The organism is Prodigiosinella confusarubida (assembly GCF_002847015.1).
GTDB lineage: Bacteria > Pseudomonadota > Gammaproteobacteria > Enterobacterales > Enterobacteriaceae > Prodigiosinella > Prodigiosinella aquatilis.
Genome location: NZ_CP025085.1, coordinates 1,218,373 through 1,234,272, shown reverse-complemented (window position 1 = coordinate 1,234,272; position 15,900 = coordinate 1,218,373). Strand labels below are relative to the sequence as shown.

Here is a 15,900-nt window from a genome sequence, read left to right as displayed (position 1 = left end):
TAGAAGGTTTTATTACGAGAGTAATTACTACAAACCAAAATTACTTATCGGCAATCACAGTAAAGCATTTACTGTTTTTTTGTGACAGGAATCATATTTTAATTAATTCAATACCCCGTTTCTAGAAATAAGAAAAACTTATTATGTCACCACAACTCTCTAATGATAAGTGGTCGCGGGAAATAATTCGGTTCCCGATTTAGCATTAAATAACATAATGCGCTTCGAGTAATCGCAACCAACACCCCCCCAAAAAATAACACCAGCCCCGGGCAAGGCTGGTGATGTAGGGGTATGGGTAATTAGTACAGCAGTCTGGCGCGGATAGTACCGGGAATGGACTTCATCAGTTGCAACGCCGTATCAGCGCCGTCGGTTTCCACATCAATAACCACATAACCAATCTCAGCGGTAGTTTGCAGATACTGTGCAGCAATATTGATACCCTGTTCGGCGAAGATATGATTGAGTTGAGTCAACACGCCTGGACGGTTTTCATGGATATGCAGTAGACGGCTGGCACGCTCACCATGAACCGGCAGAGAAACTTCCGGAAAATTCACCGCTGACAACGTGGAACCGTTATCAGAGTATTTCGCCAATTTCCCGGCGACTTCATCGCCGATGTTTTCCTGTGCTTCCTGAGTAGATCCACCAATATGCGGTGTCAGCAATACGTTATCAAATTCACACAACGGTGACAGGAAAGGATCGCTGTTGGTTGCAGGTTCTTTCGGGAATACATCAATAGCGGCGCCAGACAGGTGCTTGTTGCTCAAAGCATTACACAACGCAGGAATATCTACGACTGTACCACGTGAAGCATTGATCAGGATTGAACCGGGTTTCATCAACGCCAGTTCATTATCGCTGATCATATTTTGCGTACTATTGTTTTCCGGGACATGCAGGCTGACCACATCGCTCATATTCAGCAATTCAGAAAGATGACGTACCTGCTGCGCATTGCCTAACGGCAGCTTGCTTTCGATATCATAGAAGTAGACATGCATCCCCAGACTTTCCGCCAGGATGCCCAACTGCATACCGATATGACCGTAACCAATGATACCTATCTTCTTACCTCGGGCCTCATACGACCCTACGGCCTGTTTATGCCATATACCATGATGAGCCTTCGCATTGGCAAACGGAATATTACGCATTAACAGCAGCAATTCACCGATCACCATTTCGGCGACCGATCGCGTGTTGGAAAAAGGTGCATTGAATACCGGAATACCACGTTTGGTCGCTGACGATAACTCAACCTGGTTGGTACCGATGCAGAAACATCCCACAGCCACCAGCTTTTCAGCTGCGGCAAATATTTCTTCTGTCAGATGGGTGCGCGAACGAATACCCACAAAATGCGCATCGCGGATAGACGCCTTCAGTGCTTCAGGGTCAAGCGCCCCTTTATGGTATTCAATATTGGTGTAGCCAGCCGCACGCAGGTTTTCCAGGGCACTCTGGTGTACGCCTTCCACTAACAGAAATTTAATTTTGTCTTTTTCCAGTGATACCTTTGCCATTTCCCGACCTTATTTTCAGACTTCAGATGTGACGTTTTGCAAACATTCCTGCAAACATAACAAAAATTACGCAGGCGGCAATACAAACGATTGTCCAATCACCTACCCGTCCAGCAGCTTGACAATGAATTTGTGGCAAAAAATGCTGCAAAATATAGAGCAAACCAGATTGACGTGATACAAAATAAGAAAAGATGATATTAAGTACCAAAAATGAGCCTTTAACGCGAAGCGATTTTTTTTGTATAAAAAAATCCGGGCATGGCGACGCATGTCCGGACTGCTTTACAAAATAACGCAGACTAACCGAGTCTATTTCAGTTTGACCGTTTTAACCCCTTCCGGTGAACCAACCAGCGCCACATCGGCACAACGGTTAGCAAACAGACCAACAGTCACTACGCCAGCGATACCATTAATGTGATTTTCTACCGCAATGGCGTTGGAAATATCCAGATTATGCACATCCAGAATGATATTGCCGTTATCGGTCAATACGCCCTGGCGATACTCAGGCTGCGCCCCCATCTTAGCCAACTCACGGGCCACATAAGCACGCGCCATCGGGATTACTTCTACCGGCAGAGGAAACTTCCCTAGAATGTCGACCTGTTTGGAGGCATCGACAATACACACAAACTGACGAGCAATAGCCGCAATGATTTTCTCGCGGGTTAACGCCGCTCCACCGCCTTTGATCATCTGCATGTACGGGTTGATTTCATCCGCGCCATCAACGTAAACATCCAGCAAATCGACATCATTACAGTCAAAAACCTGAATTCCCAAACTTTTCAACTTGGCGGTAGAAGCATCCGAACTGGATACCGCCCCTTCTATCTGATTTTTGATGGAGCCAAGCGCATCAATAAAGTGTGCGGCGGTCGAGCCCGTTCCAACACCAACGATGGTGCCGGGGCGGACATAATCAAGCGCGGCCCAGCCAACGGCCTTTTTCAGTTCATCCTGTGTCATGGTCTGCTTATGCCTGTTAGTTACTACGGAAACGTAATATGCATTATAGAGCATGACATCAGGCGATGTCCCGCAATAGGCGCGGAGTCGTCTTCTCTCTGGGCTCGGGTAATTCAATATGGTTTGCCATTTCACGCTGTGGCTGATTTAACCCCTGGTGTCAGAAAGTCGCAGATTTTGAGGGCGATAACGCGACAAAGTGTGGCATAGTGCCAAAATTGTTTCCATTCAGAGGAATTATCACTTTCATGAAACGCCCAGACTATCGCACCCTTCAGGCGCTGGACGCCGTGATCCGTGAACGTGGTTTTGAACGCGCCGCGCAAAAACTCTGCATCACGCAATCGGCCGTTTCGCAGCGCATCAAGCAATTGGAAAACCTGTTTGGCCAACCGTTGCTGGTCAGAACGATCCCTCCCCGTCCCACAGAACAAGGGCAGAAACTGCTGGCGTTACTGCATCAGGTAGAACTGCTCGAAGAAGAGTGGCTGGGCAATGAAAATTCGAACGAAACACCACTATTACTATCGCTGGCGGTAAACGCCGATAGTCTGGCAACCTGGCTACTGCCGGCGCTGAAACCCGTACTGACGGACTCACCGATACGCCTCAATTTACAGGTCGAAGATGAAACACGCACCCAGGAGAGACTCCGGCGGGGAGAAGTTGTGGGGGCAGTCAGTATCCAGCCACAACCGTTGCCCAGTTGTCTGGTGGATCAACTCGGTGCGCTTGATTATCTGTTTGTCGCTTCTCCCGGTTTTGCCGAGCGCTATTTCCCAAACGGGGTTACTCGTTCAGCCCTGTTGCGCGCTCCCGCTGTAGCATTCGATCATCTGGACGACATGCATCAGGCATTCCTGCAACAGAATTTTGATTTATCACCCGGCAGCGTTCCCTGCCATATTGTGAATTCCTCAGAAGCGTTTGTGCAGCTCGCCCGTCAGGGCACAACCTGCTGCATGATTCCACACTTGCAGATTGAAAGGGAACTGGCCAACGAAGAACTGCTTGACCTCACGCCTGGTCTGTTTCAACGCCGGATGCTTTACTGGCATCGGTTTGCGCCAGAAAGCCGGATGATGAGAAAAGTCACCGATGCGCTGTTAGAGCACGGACGGCAGGTACTGCGGCAATGCTGACGTCCGTGGTGACGTGTCAAGGATTACGTTGCAGTTCGAATACCACATCCACCTGATCATCAAAGTGGATGGTCTGCTGCTCATAAGTCTGAGAAGCTGTCGATTGCACCGCGACATCAGCGGTTTTAAACAAGCGGGTCATCGGTACTGGCTGATAATTCGCCACATGGTAGCGAATACTGTAAACCGGCCCCAATGTCGTATGGAAACCCGAGGCCAGCGATTGTGCCTGGCTGATGGCTTGTTCAATCGCTTTCTTGCGGGCCAATTTACGGTAAGTGTCTGGGTTAGATACGCCCAGTTCGACAGTCTGAATCTCGTTCAGCCCGGATTTCAATGCGCCTTCAAGCAACTCATTCAACTTATCCAGTTGGCGCAACGTCACGTCAACCTGCCGTACTGCACGATATCCCTTCAGTACTGAGCCACCTGTTTTTAGATAGTCATACTCAGGCTGAGTACGCAGATTGGCGGCGTTGATATCTTTCTTTTCAATGCCATTTTTAGCCAGAAAATCGAAATACTGTGCCACACGGCGATCAACCTGTTTTTTCGCACTGGCTGCTTCTTTCGATGAAACACTCACCTCAATCGATAACCGGGCAAGGTCCGGTGTTGCATCCACAGTTGCTCTGCCAGACGTTACAAGGTGAGGTCCACTCGGTAATTCAGCAGCGGGTACGCTAACGGCGACACTCCCCAAACCAAGCACAGCAGCAAGTAGCCATATAGTCTGTTTCACGACATCCCCTTCTCTTCTTCATCCATGCTATTTACGTACAGATTCGTTCATTGTAATGATGACCTGTACACCATAACGCGAAGTGACCTTAATCCAATATAAGGGAATCTCTGAATATTGCAGGCTGTCATGCCCGGTTTTTTACAGCAACTGCCAACCATGATGCGCCAGTTGCAGAGCAATCATCCACATGACACCACCGACTAACAGGTTAATGATGCGCTGACTCCGGGTGCTACTCAGCCATGGTGACAACCAGGCTGCCAGGAGTGCCAGTGAAAAGAACCACAAAAAAGAAGCCGTAATCGAGCCAAAGGCGAACCAGCCACGCTCATTAACCGCAAATTGTCCACCGAGACTCCCCAGAACCACGAAGGTGTCAAGATACACATGCGGGTTCAGCCAGGTTACTGCCAGCAAGGTCGCCATAATACGCCAGCGACTTTGTTTCATCGCATCCGCCTGCGTAATAACAATATCCTGGCTAAGTGCCGTTTTAAATGCGCCCCAACCATACCACAGCAAGAATGCGACCCCGCCCCAGGTCACCAGTGCCATCAACCATGATGATTGGCTTAAGAAGGCACTGCCACCGAAAACACCAGCACAAATCAATACCATGTCACTCAATGAACACAGCGACGCAATCATCAGGTGATATTGACGATGTACACCTTGATTCATGACAAATGCATTCTGGGGTCCTAGCGGCAAAATCATAGCGGCACCCAGCAAAAAGCCTTGAAAATAAATAGCCAGCATAACGTCCTCAATATTTGGTCTATCGCTATGCCTGGCAGTGTAAGAACTCACCATCATTAATTGAAATGGAAAATTCTAATCCATCATTAATATAACTAATAATATAAAGTATTAGGCGTCTGGTGATAAATAACCCAACTCCTGTGAAATGCACTGGGCGGTACACAGTATCGGTTTGGCCAGCGCGGCAATGCCCATTTGTTGTAACCTGGCCGTTGATAACGAAATAGACACGGCATAGGGTACCCGGCGATGGATATCAAAAACCGGTGCGGAAATACAGGAAACGCCCAGCTCATTCTCTTCCCGATCCATAGCCAACCCTTGCTGACGAATATCTGTCAGTTCTTTTCGCATCTGCGTCAGACTAGTGATGGTATTCGGCGTCAACTGCCGTATCTCATTCTTATGGCTGCGCCAATATTCCACCGGATAGTCCGTCCGACCATAGGCCATAAAAACCTTTCCCATGGCCGAACAATACAACGGCATGTGCTGACCAATATAGGCCCGGGTACGCATCATTCCGGTGGTAGGTTCCAGTTTATAAATCAGGATGACATGATCATCTTCGCGGCTGGAAAAGTTGATGGTTTCTCCCACATCCAGATTCAGTTTCTCCAGATGCGGAGCCGCGATGTGCAGAACATTCAATGATGACAATGCTTTCTGCCCGATAGAAATAAACTTGGTCGTTAAACGATAGCAGCCTGGCAACCGTGCCGGCACCACATAACCACAGCCAGCCAAACCCTGTAACAAACGATGCACGGTGCTTTTATTCATGCCCGATTGCGCCGCAATCTGCGCCAGCGGACAGCCATTCGGGTAGTCGCTTAAGATTTCAATCAACTGCAATCCTCTGAATAAACTCTGGCTACCCAACGGTTTTTCTGTTTTATCATCTTCATCAATGGCTTTTTCGCGCATAAACCCCATTCTCCCTATTGCTACATCCAGATGGTACTGCAAGCACAACCCAGGCGTGAAGTCATGGAACGATGTTTCACTCTATCCAATGTATTAACACACCACGCTGTGACGTCCTACCAGAAGTGCGTGGCGAGTCACAATTTCAGCAAATCATTATTAATTAATTGATTAATATATAAATTTAAAAGCACACTTTCTTTGCTTTACCATTGAGTTCAGCTTATTATTTTTGAAATTCAATTTCGTATTACGGAATGTGTGGATTAATTAATAAACAAATAATAGCAAGAAAGACGTCACGAGTTGCGTCTCTCCCAGACCTCCACTGAAAAGGCAAACAGTGATGGACAGAAATCAACATAGTCAGCCACTCTTATCCATGCAACATATCGTCAAAAAATTTGGCGGTAATATTGCAGTAAATAAGGTCAGTCTTGATGTTATGCCGGGAGAGATTCTGGCTTTGCTGGGAGAAAACGGCGCTGGAAAATCGACTCTGATAAAAATCCTGGCTGGCGTGTATGAACGTGATGGCGGTGACATTCTTTTTCACGGTAACAGTATTCGATCAGCGTCTGAGCTACGTAGCGACATCCGCCAACCCATCGCTTTTATCCATCAGGATCTGGGGTTGATCGAATGGATGACCGTTGCGGAAAATATGGCGTTGGTTATGGGATTCCCTCGGCGGTGGGGCATGATCAACTGGACGGCTATGTATGCTCGCGCCCGCCAGGCATTACAGGATGTGGGTATCGATCTCGATCCGCAAACCCGCATATTTGATTTGTCCCGTACCGAAAAATCCCTGCTGGCGATAGCCAGAGCTGTCGCTGTTAATGCGGAAGTGTTGGTGCTGGACGAACCGACAGCGTCGCTACCTGCCAGCGATGTCCGCCATTTGTTCACGGTATTGAATCATCTGCGTAGCAAAAAAGTCGGCATGATTTACGTCACCCACCGGTTGGATGAAGTGATAGAAATCGCCGACCGCATCTGTATCATGCGCGATGGCCGCTATGTCGCTGGCGGCGCTACCGAAGGCTATTCGGTACGAGATCTGGTACAGATGATTGTTGGTGAAGCGGTAAAAGAGCATCAGCGTATGCCATTACCCCAAGACCAGCCTCCCGTACTGACACTCGACAACGTCGTGGTCGGCGATACCGGACCGGTTTCTTTCACACTACAACCGGGAGAAATGATGGCACTGGCTGGCCTGCGTGGTGCGGGTCAGGAAGAAATCAGTCGTCTGCTGTTCGGTCTGCGTCAATGTAATAAGGGCACCATCACGCTTTGCAATCAACGCTGGCACGCAACCACCCCACAACAGGCTATGCAGGCTGGTGTATCGCTGGTCACCGGTGACCGTACCGGGGAAAGCCTGGTGATGTCGATGTCGGTGCGTGAAAACCTGTTCATCAATCCTTGCGCCAGTGGTCACAAATTGTTTTCCCGGTACTCCACACGCGAAGAAATCGGCAACAGTTGGTGGAAAGTACAACTATTCGATATCCGTCCGAAAGACGTCAACATCGACATCAGCGCCTTGTCCGGCGGCAATCAGCAAAAAGTAGTGATGGCGCGCTGGATGCATTTGAATACACCCTTGCTGATTCTGGAAGATCCCACGGCTGGCGTGGATGTGGGAGCCAGGGCCGAAATTTATCATTTATTAAATAAATCGCTAAGTGAAGGCGCGGCAATCTTGGTGATCTCCTCCGATTTCGAGGAGATCGCGCATATCTGCAACCGAGCATTGGTCTTTAATCGCGGACAGGTGGTGGGAGAGCTTCGTGACCAGCAGGTGACATTTGCCAATCTGTTGGCATTGGCATCAGGTAGTGAAAATCAAAGTACCGATCATGAAAAACCCCGGCACACACCTTTACGTGCCTGATAACAATTACGCGGTTTAACGCCAACAGCGGACAATTCTTGTCTTTCTCGTATCCGGAGAATGCTATGTCTAAAACATCGGTCAAATCGACAGCTCTAGAACAACGTATTAGCCTGAAACAGCACGGTATGGGAGCCTGGTCGATGCAGGTTTTTACCCGCTATGGTTTGCTACTGCTCTGTATCGCGCTGGTATTGATATTTTCTGCCATCACCCCTTCTTTTGCTTCATTGCTGACACTACAGGCAATTCTTTCCAGTAAATCCAAAATTGCTCTACTGGCCCTGGCTGCAACCATTCCAATGATTGTCGGGAAAATCGACCTGAATGTTGGTTTTGGTATCGTGCTATGGCATATCCTGGCCATTACGCTACAGGTGCGATACGGCTTTTCGTGGCAGGCTGCTGTGTTCATCGTACTGATTATCTCAGCAATATACGGATTACTGAATGGCATTCTGGTCGCGCTAGCCGATATTGACAGCTTCGTTGCTACGCTCGGATCAGGGACGGTGCTGTATGCCATCGCACTCTGGCATTCTGGTGGTCGACAGATCGTTGGCGATCTATCAGATAGCTTTATCGCGCTGTACCACACAGAGATCATGGGCATTCCGATCGCGGCTTTCTACGTATTGATCATCGCCGTGATTTTATGGCTCATTACCGAACATACTCCATTGGGCCGTTGCATGTACGCTGTCGGCGGCAACCCTGCCGCTGCCAAACTGAACGGTATCTCGGTAACCCGATTTACCATCGGCGCTTTCATCACGTCCAGTGTGCTGACCGGCTTTACTGGGATACTAATTGCCGCTGATCAAGGTGTAGGTCAAGCCAGCGTCGGCATGGATTACCTGCTGCCGGCACTGGTGGGCGCTTTTCTTGGCAGTACCACCATTCGCCCTGGACGAGTCAACGTATGGGGAACCGTGGTCGGTATCTCTATCCTGGCAATCGGTATCGCCGGGATCCAGCAATTTGGTGGCGCATTCTGGGTAGAACCCCTGTTTAACGGTGCCACCTTATTACTATCCATTACGCTGGCGGGCTACGCACAGCGCCGCCGGCTATTGAATCAAAAAGCGGTTCAACGCCATCAATCCACCCCGGACAAAGAAAAAAAGGCTGTTAACCCTTAATCACACCAAGGAGAACACGATGAAAAAGTATTCATTGTTACCGAGCCTGATGCTAAGCAGTACCCTACTCTTTACCTTATCTGCACAGGCTGACAGCTATCTGGATCAGGCCAAGGCAGTCATTGCCAAAGCCACGGCACCAGTCACCAAATGGGACGGTCCTACCAGCGGACCCAAACTACAGACTAACAAGCACATCATTTTTATCGCTTCTGACATGAAGAACGGTGGCGTTCAAGGGGTACAGCAAGGCATGGTTGAAGCGACCAAAACCGTAGGCTGGAAGCTGGAAACACTGGACGGCGCGGGCTCGGTAAAAGATCAGTTATCCGCACTAAACCAGGCTATCGCCCAGAAACCGGATGGGATTGTGATTGGTGGCTGGAATCCAAACGTGGCTCGTATCCCGCTGAAAAAAGCCGTTAAGCAAGGCATTGTACTGCTGGGCTGGCATGCTGTGCCAGAACCGGGTCCAGTTCCAAAATACAACATCTATGACAATATCACCTCAGATTCCAATGAAGTGGCACGCGTAGCCGCGCTGTATGCGGTGGCAAAATCAGAAGGTACGGCGAAGGTAGTGATTTTTACCGATTCGCTGTATCAGATCGCGCTGGATAAAGCCAATGTGATCAAAAAAACCATAGAAAAATGCAGCGGTTGCCAGGTACTGGAGATGATTGATACCCCATTGTCGGATACATCCAGTCGCATGCCGCCAATGACGTTCAGTCTGCTACAAAAATATGGTGACAAATTCCAGTATGCATTGGCAATTAACGATCTCTATTTCGACTTTATGGCCCCAGCACTGAAAACTGCCGGTAAAGGTGGCAACAACCCACCCCATAACATCTCCGCTGGCGATGGATCTATTTCCGCCTATCAACGTATCCGCACCGGTAACAGTCAGGACGCGACGGTACCTGAGCCTTTGAAACTGCATGGTTGGCAACTGGTGGATGAATTTAACCGTGCCTTCGCCAAGCAGCCACCATCAGGCTACGTCACACCGGTACATCTGGTGACCAAAGACAACATCGATCATGATGGCGGGCCAGAAAACCAGTTCGATCCACAAAATGGTTATCAGCAACATTATAAGACTCTGTGGGGCGTGAAATAAGAGGGGCCTATCATGATGAGTTCTATATTCTCCGTTAATAACACATCCGTTCTAGATTCATCACTATGGAATGGCACGCTGGAGCGGTTATGCTCACCAGCGGTCTGGGCCGAAGGACCAGTCTGGCTACCAGAACAGAATGCAGTGGTATTCAGCGATGTGAAAGGAAATCGCCTGTTCCGCTGGTCGGAACAGGATGGCGTGAGTCTGTTTCGCCACAGTTCACACTATGCCAACGGTAACGCGCTGGATAAACAAGGACGCATCGTCAGCTGTGAGCATGGCAGACGTGGTATCAGTCGTACTGAACACAATGGTGAAGTTACACTGCTGGTAGATAAGTTTGAGGGGAAACGGTTTAACTCTCCCAATGATCTGGCTATCCGTTCAGACGGTACTATCTGGTTTACCGATCCGCCATACGGCATCATCAACGATAACGAAGGCTATAAGTCAGAAAGTCAGATTGTTGGCTGCTATGTCTACTGTTTTGACCCTGAAGATGGTTCTGTGACACTTGCCAGCAGTGACTTACAACGGCCAAATGGGCTGGCGTTTTCCCCAGATGAAAGCCTGATGTATGTAGCCGATATGTCCATCGTCGATTTTCCAGTACAGGGACGGCATCAATTGCGTGTTTACCAAGTTTCAGGCAAGGAGCTACTAGGTGGACAGCGATTAACGGACGTTACTCCCGGCTTCCCGGATGGCTTCTGTGTCAACGCCGAAGGGGCTATTTTCTGTAGTTGTAAAGATGGTGTGCTGGTGTTTTCACCACAAGGCGAAACCGTGGGAAAAATTCCGGTCCCGGAGTTGGTTTCAAATTGTATGATAGGTGGGGTGGACGGCAATGAATTGTACATTACCGCCACCACGTCTCTCTACCGTTACCGTCTATCGTAGTGCGTCAGACTTATCCCCCTGAATAACGGGGGGTAAGCCATCAAATGGTCGGAATACCCTTTGAAACAGGCGGCGACGCAGGCGTTTGCTGATACAGATGAACATCCATTTGTGGATACGGTATGCCAATCTGGTGTTTATCCAGTGCGCGCTTAAAGTTTTCCAGTAAATCCCAGTAAACCTCGAAAGCATCACCGTTACTGGTCCATACCCGAACCACAAAATTCAGTGATGATGCACCCATTTCATTCAGGCGGATAGTAACACCGCTGCCATGCTGAATACGGTCATCTGCACTGACAATCTCCCCCAGTAAATTCTTGACCACATCAATATCGGCGTCATACGCCACACCCACAATAATCTCGGTGCGACGGTTGGGTTCACGGGTACTATTGATAATGTTTCCCGAAATGATTTTACCGTTAGGTATGACGATGATCTTGCCATCCGCAGTACGCAGTGTCGTGGAGAATATCTGTACCTGTACCACCGTCCCAGCGACTCCCCCCAGGTCAACCCACTCGCCACTACGAAAGGGACGAAACATCACCAGCAGAACACCGGCGGCAAGGTTTGATAGCGAACCCTGTAATGCCAAACCGACTGCCAAACCAGCAGCACCCATCACAGCGATAATGGAGGCGGTTTGTACGCCAATCCGACTCAGTGCCGCAGTCAACGTAAACGCAATAATACCATAGCGCACTAATGCCGATAGGAAGTCAGCAACTGTAGTGTCAACCATGCGGATGATCATCAGTCGGTTTAAGGCTTTTGATACCAAACGGGCGATGAGCAGTCCGGCAAATAATATGACCAACGCTGCCGCAATATTTACCGCATATTCCAGTAAAATATGCTGATTATTCACCAACCAGGACTCCAAGTGGCCCATAGTGCCAGAAACATCAAGATTTTCCATCGCTCACTCCCATTTCACTTATTCCGAACACTGCCGTTGACTGATACCGCAACCCACTTCGGCAAATGATCAACATAATTAAGGCTCCCGCAGGAGCCTTAATATTAATAGTAACGTGAATAAACGAAAACTAAATTACAATACGTCGATTGCATTCAGCTCTTTAAACGCTTTTTCCAGACGAGTTACCATCGTGACCTGAGCCGCACGTAGCCAGGCACGCGGATCATAGTGTTTCTTGTTTGGCTTGTCAGCCCCTTCCGGGTTACCCAACTGACTTTGCAGATAGCCTTCATTCTTCTTGTAATAGCCCAGAATACCTTCCCAGGTTGCCCATTGGGTATCTGTATCGATGTTCATTTTAATCACACCGTAGCTAACCGCTTCTTTGATCTCTTCGGCAGAAGAACCAGAACCACCGTGGAATACAAAGTCCAGGCTGTTGTGTGGCAAATTGAATTTCTTGGACACATAATCCTGAGAATTGCGCAGGATTTTCGGCGTCAACTGTACATTACCCGGTTTGTAAACACCGTGTACGTTACCAAAAGAGGCCGCGATGGTAATCCGTGGGCTAATTGCATTTAGTTTTTCATACGCATATGCCACGTCTTCCGGCTGGGTGTACAGCGCAGAATTATCCAGATGGCTGTTATCTACACCATCTTCTTCACCGCCAGTGCAACCCAGTTCGATCTCCAGCGTCATGTCCATCTTCGCCATACGAGTCAGGTATTTGCTGCAAATCTCGATATTTTCTTCCAGGGACTCTTCAGACAAGTCGATCATATGGGAAGAGAACAGCGGCTTACCAGTAGCAGCGAAGTATTTCTCGCCTGCATCCAGCAGTCCGTCCAGCCACGGTAGCAATTTCTTGGCACAGTGGTCAGTGTGCAGGATAACCGGAACACCGTAGTGCTCAGCCATCTGATGAACATGATGCGCACCAGAAATCGCGCCCAAAATCGCCGCTTGTTGACCTTCAGCTTTCAGGCCTTTGCCAGCAATAAATGCCGCACCGCCATTAGAAAACTGAACGATTACTGGCGAGCGCACTTTAGCGGCGGCTTCCAGCACAGCATTAACCGAGTCAGTACCAACACAGTTAACCGCTGGTAGAGCAAATTTGTTTTCTTTTGCTACTGCGAAAACTTTCTGAACGTCATCACCCGTGATGACACCCGGTTTTACGAAGTCAAAAATTTTAGACATATTACGTGTCCTGTTTCGTTGGCCGTGGAGGGTTAGAGATATCGACTGTTACATCGATAGTCACCCCGGCATCACACCGGGGCAACCGCAGACAGGAGAGTTTCTCCTGTTCAAAAATTACTGTTTGCCGCGTTCTTCCAGCATCACTACTGCTGGCAGTTTTTTACCTTCAACGAACTCCAGGAAGGCGCCACCACCAGTAGAAATATAGGAAATTTTGTCCGCAATGCCGAACAGATCAATGGCAGCCAGCGTATCGCCGCCGCCAGCGATGGAAAATGCATCACTGTCAGCGATAGCACGGGCGACCACTTCAGTTCCTTTACGGAAGTTAGGGAATTCAAAAACACCAACCGGACCATTCCACAGAATAGTTTTGGCATTTTTCAGAATTTCAGCCAGGCGCTCAGCCGAAACGTCACCCAGATCCAGAATCTGCTCATCGTCTTTAATGGCCGCGACTGACTTCAAGGTAGCGGTGGCAGTTTCAGAAAACTCAGTGGCTACGCGTACATCACTCGGTACCGGAATATCACAGGTTTCCAGCAATTTCTTCGCTTCAGGAATCAGATCCGCTTCGTACAGGGATTTACCTACGTTATGACCCTGAGCAGCAATGAAGGTGTTGGCAATACCTCCACCAACAATCAGCTGATCAGCGATTTTTGACAAGGCCCCCAGTACAGTCAGTTTGGTAGATACCTTGGAGCCGCCAACGATAGCCACCATCGGGCGAGCCGGGTTACCTAATGCTTTACCCAGTGCTTCCAGTTCGTTGGACAGTAACGGGCCAGCACAAGCGATTGGCGCAAACCTGCCAACACCGTGAGTAGATGCCTGAGCACGATGTGCAGTGCCGAATGCGTCCATAACAAATACGTCGCACAGTGCGGCATATTTTTTGGACAACACTTCATCGTCTTTCTTTTCACCTTTGTTAAAACGGACGTTTTCCAGCACAACCAACTCGCCTTCAGCTACATCGACGCCGTCCAGGTACTCTTTTGCCAGACGTACCGGGAAGGACAGATTATCCTTCAGGTAGTTAACTACGGGCAGCAGGGAAAACTCTTCGGTGTATTCGCCTTCAGTGGGACGTCCCAGGTGAGAGGTTACCATTACGCGCGCACCCTGTTTCAGGGCAATTTCTATGGTCGGCAGAGAAGCGCGGATACGCGCATCAGACGTCACTTTGCCATCTTTTACCGGCACATTCAGATCCGAACGGATAAATACACGCTTACCGGCCAGATCCAGATCGGTCATCTTAATTACAGCCATGGTGAATCCTCTTGTTGATTCTCTTTAAAGTTGCTTGAGCGAGATACCAGATTTCCCGATATCACGTACTAGAAACCGCAGGTTGCCATCGCCCGTGTTGTATCCAACATCCGGTTGGCAAAACCCCATTCGTTATCGCACCAGACCAGTGTTTTAATCAGATGCTGCCCACTAACCCGGGTCTGTGTACCGTCAACAATTGCGCTATGCGGATCGTGGTTAAAATCAGCAGAAACCAGCGGCAATTCTGTATAGTCAACTATACCACGAAATGTACTACGCGCTGATTTTTGCAAAATAGCATTGATTTCATTAACTTTTACTACACGTTTCACGCTAACACTTAAATCGATCGCGGTAACGTTGATCGTCGGCACTCGCACTGAAATCGCTTCAAAGCGATCCATAAATTTCGGAAAAAAACGCGTAATGCCTATCGCCAGTTTAGTATCCACTGGGATGATTGACTGACTGGCAGCCCGTGTACGACGCAAATCACGATGATAAGCATCAATCACTGGCTGGTCATTCATCGAAGAGTGGATCGTTGTCACAGTGCCGCTTTCAATGCCAAAAGCATCATCCAGCAGTTTAATTATGGGGATGATGCAGTTAGTGGTACAGGACGCATTGGAAACCAGACGGTGTTCTGTCTTTAGTTCCCGATGATTGACGCCAAACACGATCGTCGCATCCAAATCCGCAGCGCCCGGATGTGAAAACAGGACTTTCCTGGCACCGGCGGCCAGATGGGCTTCGCCATCCGCCCGACTACCATACACACCGCTGCAATCCAAAACGATGTCTACTCCTAATTCTTTCCAGGGCAAGTCTTGAATATCGGGCTGATGCAGTAATCGGATAGTATCGTCCCCGACATACAACTGGTCACACTCCTGGCGGACATCCCACGCAAAACGACCATGACTGGTATCATATTTGAGTAAATGGGCGATCCCCGCCGCATCCGCCAGTTCATTTATCGCCACTACGGTGATTTCGGCCCGGCGTCCTGATTCATACAACGCCCGTAATACACTGCGGCCAATCCGGCCAAAACCGTTTATCGCAATACGGATTGTCATGGAATTTCCTGAATAATGATAAACCTGCCATTCTTATAGAATAATCAGTACGCCATCAGGAATAAACCGTTGATTACGTTATGCGTTGATCTCCATTGACCGTCATTTGATCCTAGGGATCAATCTTACTGTGATGGCCGTAAAATCGATAACTGAAACGCTTCAGCTAGCATAAACGAATTAATAGACAAAGGGAATATTCCCAACCTAACTGTTCCAGAAGAGTGACACATGTCA

At 48.8% G+C, this 15,900-nt stretch carries 14 protein-coding genes; 5 read left to right on the top strand and 9 right to left on the bottom strand.

Features of this window, described 5'->3' with window-relative positions:
- Window positions 1-302: 302 nt before the first annotated feature.
- Window positions 303-1,535, bottom strand: a complete 1,233-nt coding sequence (serA, locus tag CWC46_RS05740) for a phosphoglycerate dehydrogenase (RefSeq protein ID WP_021017214.1) — start codon at window positions 1,533-1,535, stop codon at window positions 303-305.
- A gap of 312 nt (window positions 1,536-1,847) precedes the next feature.
- Window positions 1,848-2,510, bottom strand: a complete 663-nt coding sequence (rpiA, locus tag CWC46_RS05735) for a ribose-5-phosphate isomerase RpiA (protein ID WP_021017215.1) — start codon at window positions 2,508-2,510, stop codon at window positions 1,848-1,850.
- A gap of 248 nt (window positions 2,511-2,758) precedes the next feature.
- Here rpiA and CWC46_RS05730 point away from each other — a divergent pair, with 248 nt between their 5' ends.
- Complete coding sequence (locus tag CWC46_RS05730; protein ID WP_021017216.1) at window positions 2,759-3,652, top strand: LysR family transcriptional regulator ArgP; 894 nt, start codon at window positions 2,759-2,761, stop codon at window positions 3,650-3,652.
- A gap of 16 nt (window positions 3,653-3,668) precedes the next feature.
- Here the strand turns inward: CWC46_RS05730 and CWC46_RS05725 are convergent, their stop codons facing one another.
- The 3 genes from CWC46_RS05725 to CWC46_RS05715 all read right to left on the bottom strand — a co-directional run bounded on the left by CWC46_RS05725 (window position 3,669) and on the right by CWC46_RS05715 (window position 6,086).
- The gene (locus CWC46_RS05725; protein WP_021017217.1) at window positions 3,669-4,394 is read right to left on the bottom strand and encodes an oxidative stress defense protein; all 726 of its coding nucleotides are present in this window, start codon (window positions 4,392-4,394) and stop codon (window positions 3,669-3,671) included.
- Window positions 4,395-4,535: 141 nt separating this feature from the next.
- Window positions 4,536-5,156 carry an arginine exporter ArgO gene (gene argO, locus CWC46_RS05720; RefSeq protein ID WP_021017218.1) on the bottom strand — a complete coding sequence of 207 codons (621 nt, stop codon included), beginning with the start codon at window positions 5,154-5,156 and terminating at the stop codon, window positions 4,536-4,538.
- Between the two features lie 111 nt (window positions 5,157-5,267).
- Window positions 5,268-6,086 carry an IclR family transcriptional regulator gene (locus CWC46_RS05715; RefSeq protein WP_021017219.1) on the bottom strand — a complete coding sequence of 273 codons (819 nt, stop codon included), beginning with the start codon at window positions 6,084-6,086 and terminating at the stop codon, window positions 5,268-5,270.
- A gap of 346 nt (window positions 6,087-6,432) precedes the next feature.
- Between CWC46_RS05715 and CWC46_RS05710 the strand changes: the two genes are divergently transcribed.
- The 4 genes from CWC46_RS05710 (at window position 6,433) to CWC46_RS05695 (ending at window position 11,160) form a co-directional block, all read left to right on the top strand.
- A complete protein-coding gene (locus CWC46_RS05710) occupies window positions 6,433-7,989 on the top strand; it encodes a sugar ABC transporter ATP-binding protein (RefSeq protein ID WP_021017220.1) in 1,557 nt (518 codons plus the stop codon).
- A 65-nt stretch (window positions 7,990-8,054) separates the two neighbouring features.
- Window positions 8,055-9,131: an ABC transporter permease gene (locus tag CWC46_RS05705; protein WP_021017221.1), complete on the top strand. Its 1,077-nt coding sequence runs from the start codon at window positions 8,055-8,057 to the stop codon at window positions 9,129-9,131.
- Window positions 9,132-9,150: 19 nt separating this feature from the next.
- Window positions 9,151-10,257 (top strand): ABC transporter substrate-binding protein, encoded by a 1,107-nt coding sequence (locus CWC46_RS05700; protein WP_021017222.1) that lies wholly within the window; start codon window positions 9,151-9,153, stop codon window positions 10,255-10,257.
- A 15-nt stretch (window positions 10,258-10,272) separates the two neighbouring features.
- On the top strand, window positions 10,273-11,160 hold the full coding sequence (locus CWC46_RS05695) for an SMP-30/gluconolactonase/LRE family protein (RefSeq protein ID WP_084297668.1): 888 nt from the start codon (window positions 10,273-10,275) through the stop codon (window positions 11,158-11,160).
- A gap of 40 nt (window positions 11,161-11,200) precedes the next feature.
- Here the strand turns inward: CWC46_RS05695 and mscS are convergent, their stop codons facing one another.
- The 4 genes from mscS to epd form a co-directional block, all read right to left on the bottom strand.
- A complete protein-coding gene (gene mscS, locus CWC46_RS05690) occupies window positions 11,201-12,085 on the bottom strand; it encodes a small-conductance mechanosensitive channel MscS (protein WP_021017224.1) in 885 nt (294 codons plus the stop codon).
- Between the two features lie 135 nt (window positions 12,086-12,220).
- Window positions 12,221-13,297, bottom strand: a complete 1,077-nt coding sequence (fbaA, locus tag CWC46_RS05685) for a class II fructose-bisphosphate aldolase (RefSeq protein ID WP_021017225.1) — start codon at window positions 13,295-13,297, stop codon at window positions 12,221-12,223.
- A 117-nt stretch (window positions 13,298-13,414) separates the two neighbouring features.
- On the bottom strand, window positions 13,415-14,578 hold the full coding sequence (pgk, locus tag CWC46_RS05680; RefSeq protein ID WP_021017226.1) for a phosphoglycerate kinase: 1,164 nt from the start codon (window positions 14,576-14,578) through the stop codon (window positions 13,415-13,417).
- A 68-nt stretch (window positions 14,579-14,646) separates the two neighbouring features.
- Complete coding sequence (gene epd, locus CWC46_RS05675; RefSeq protein ID WP_021017227.1) at window positions 14,647-15,663, bottom strand: erythrose-4-phosphate dehydrogenase; 1,017 nt, start codon at window positions 15,661-15,663, stop codon at window positions 14,647-14,649.
- Window positions 15,664-15,900 lie beyond the last annotated feature (237 nt).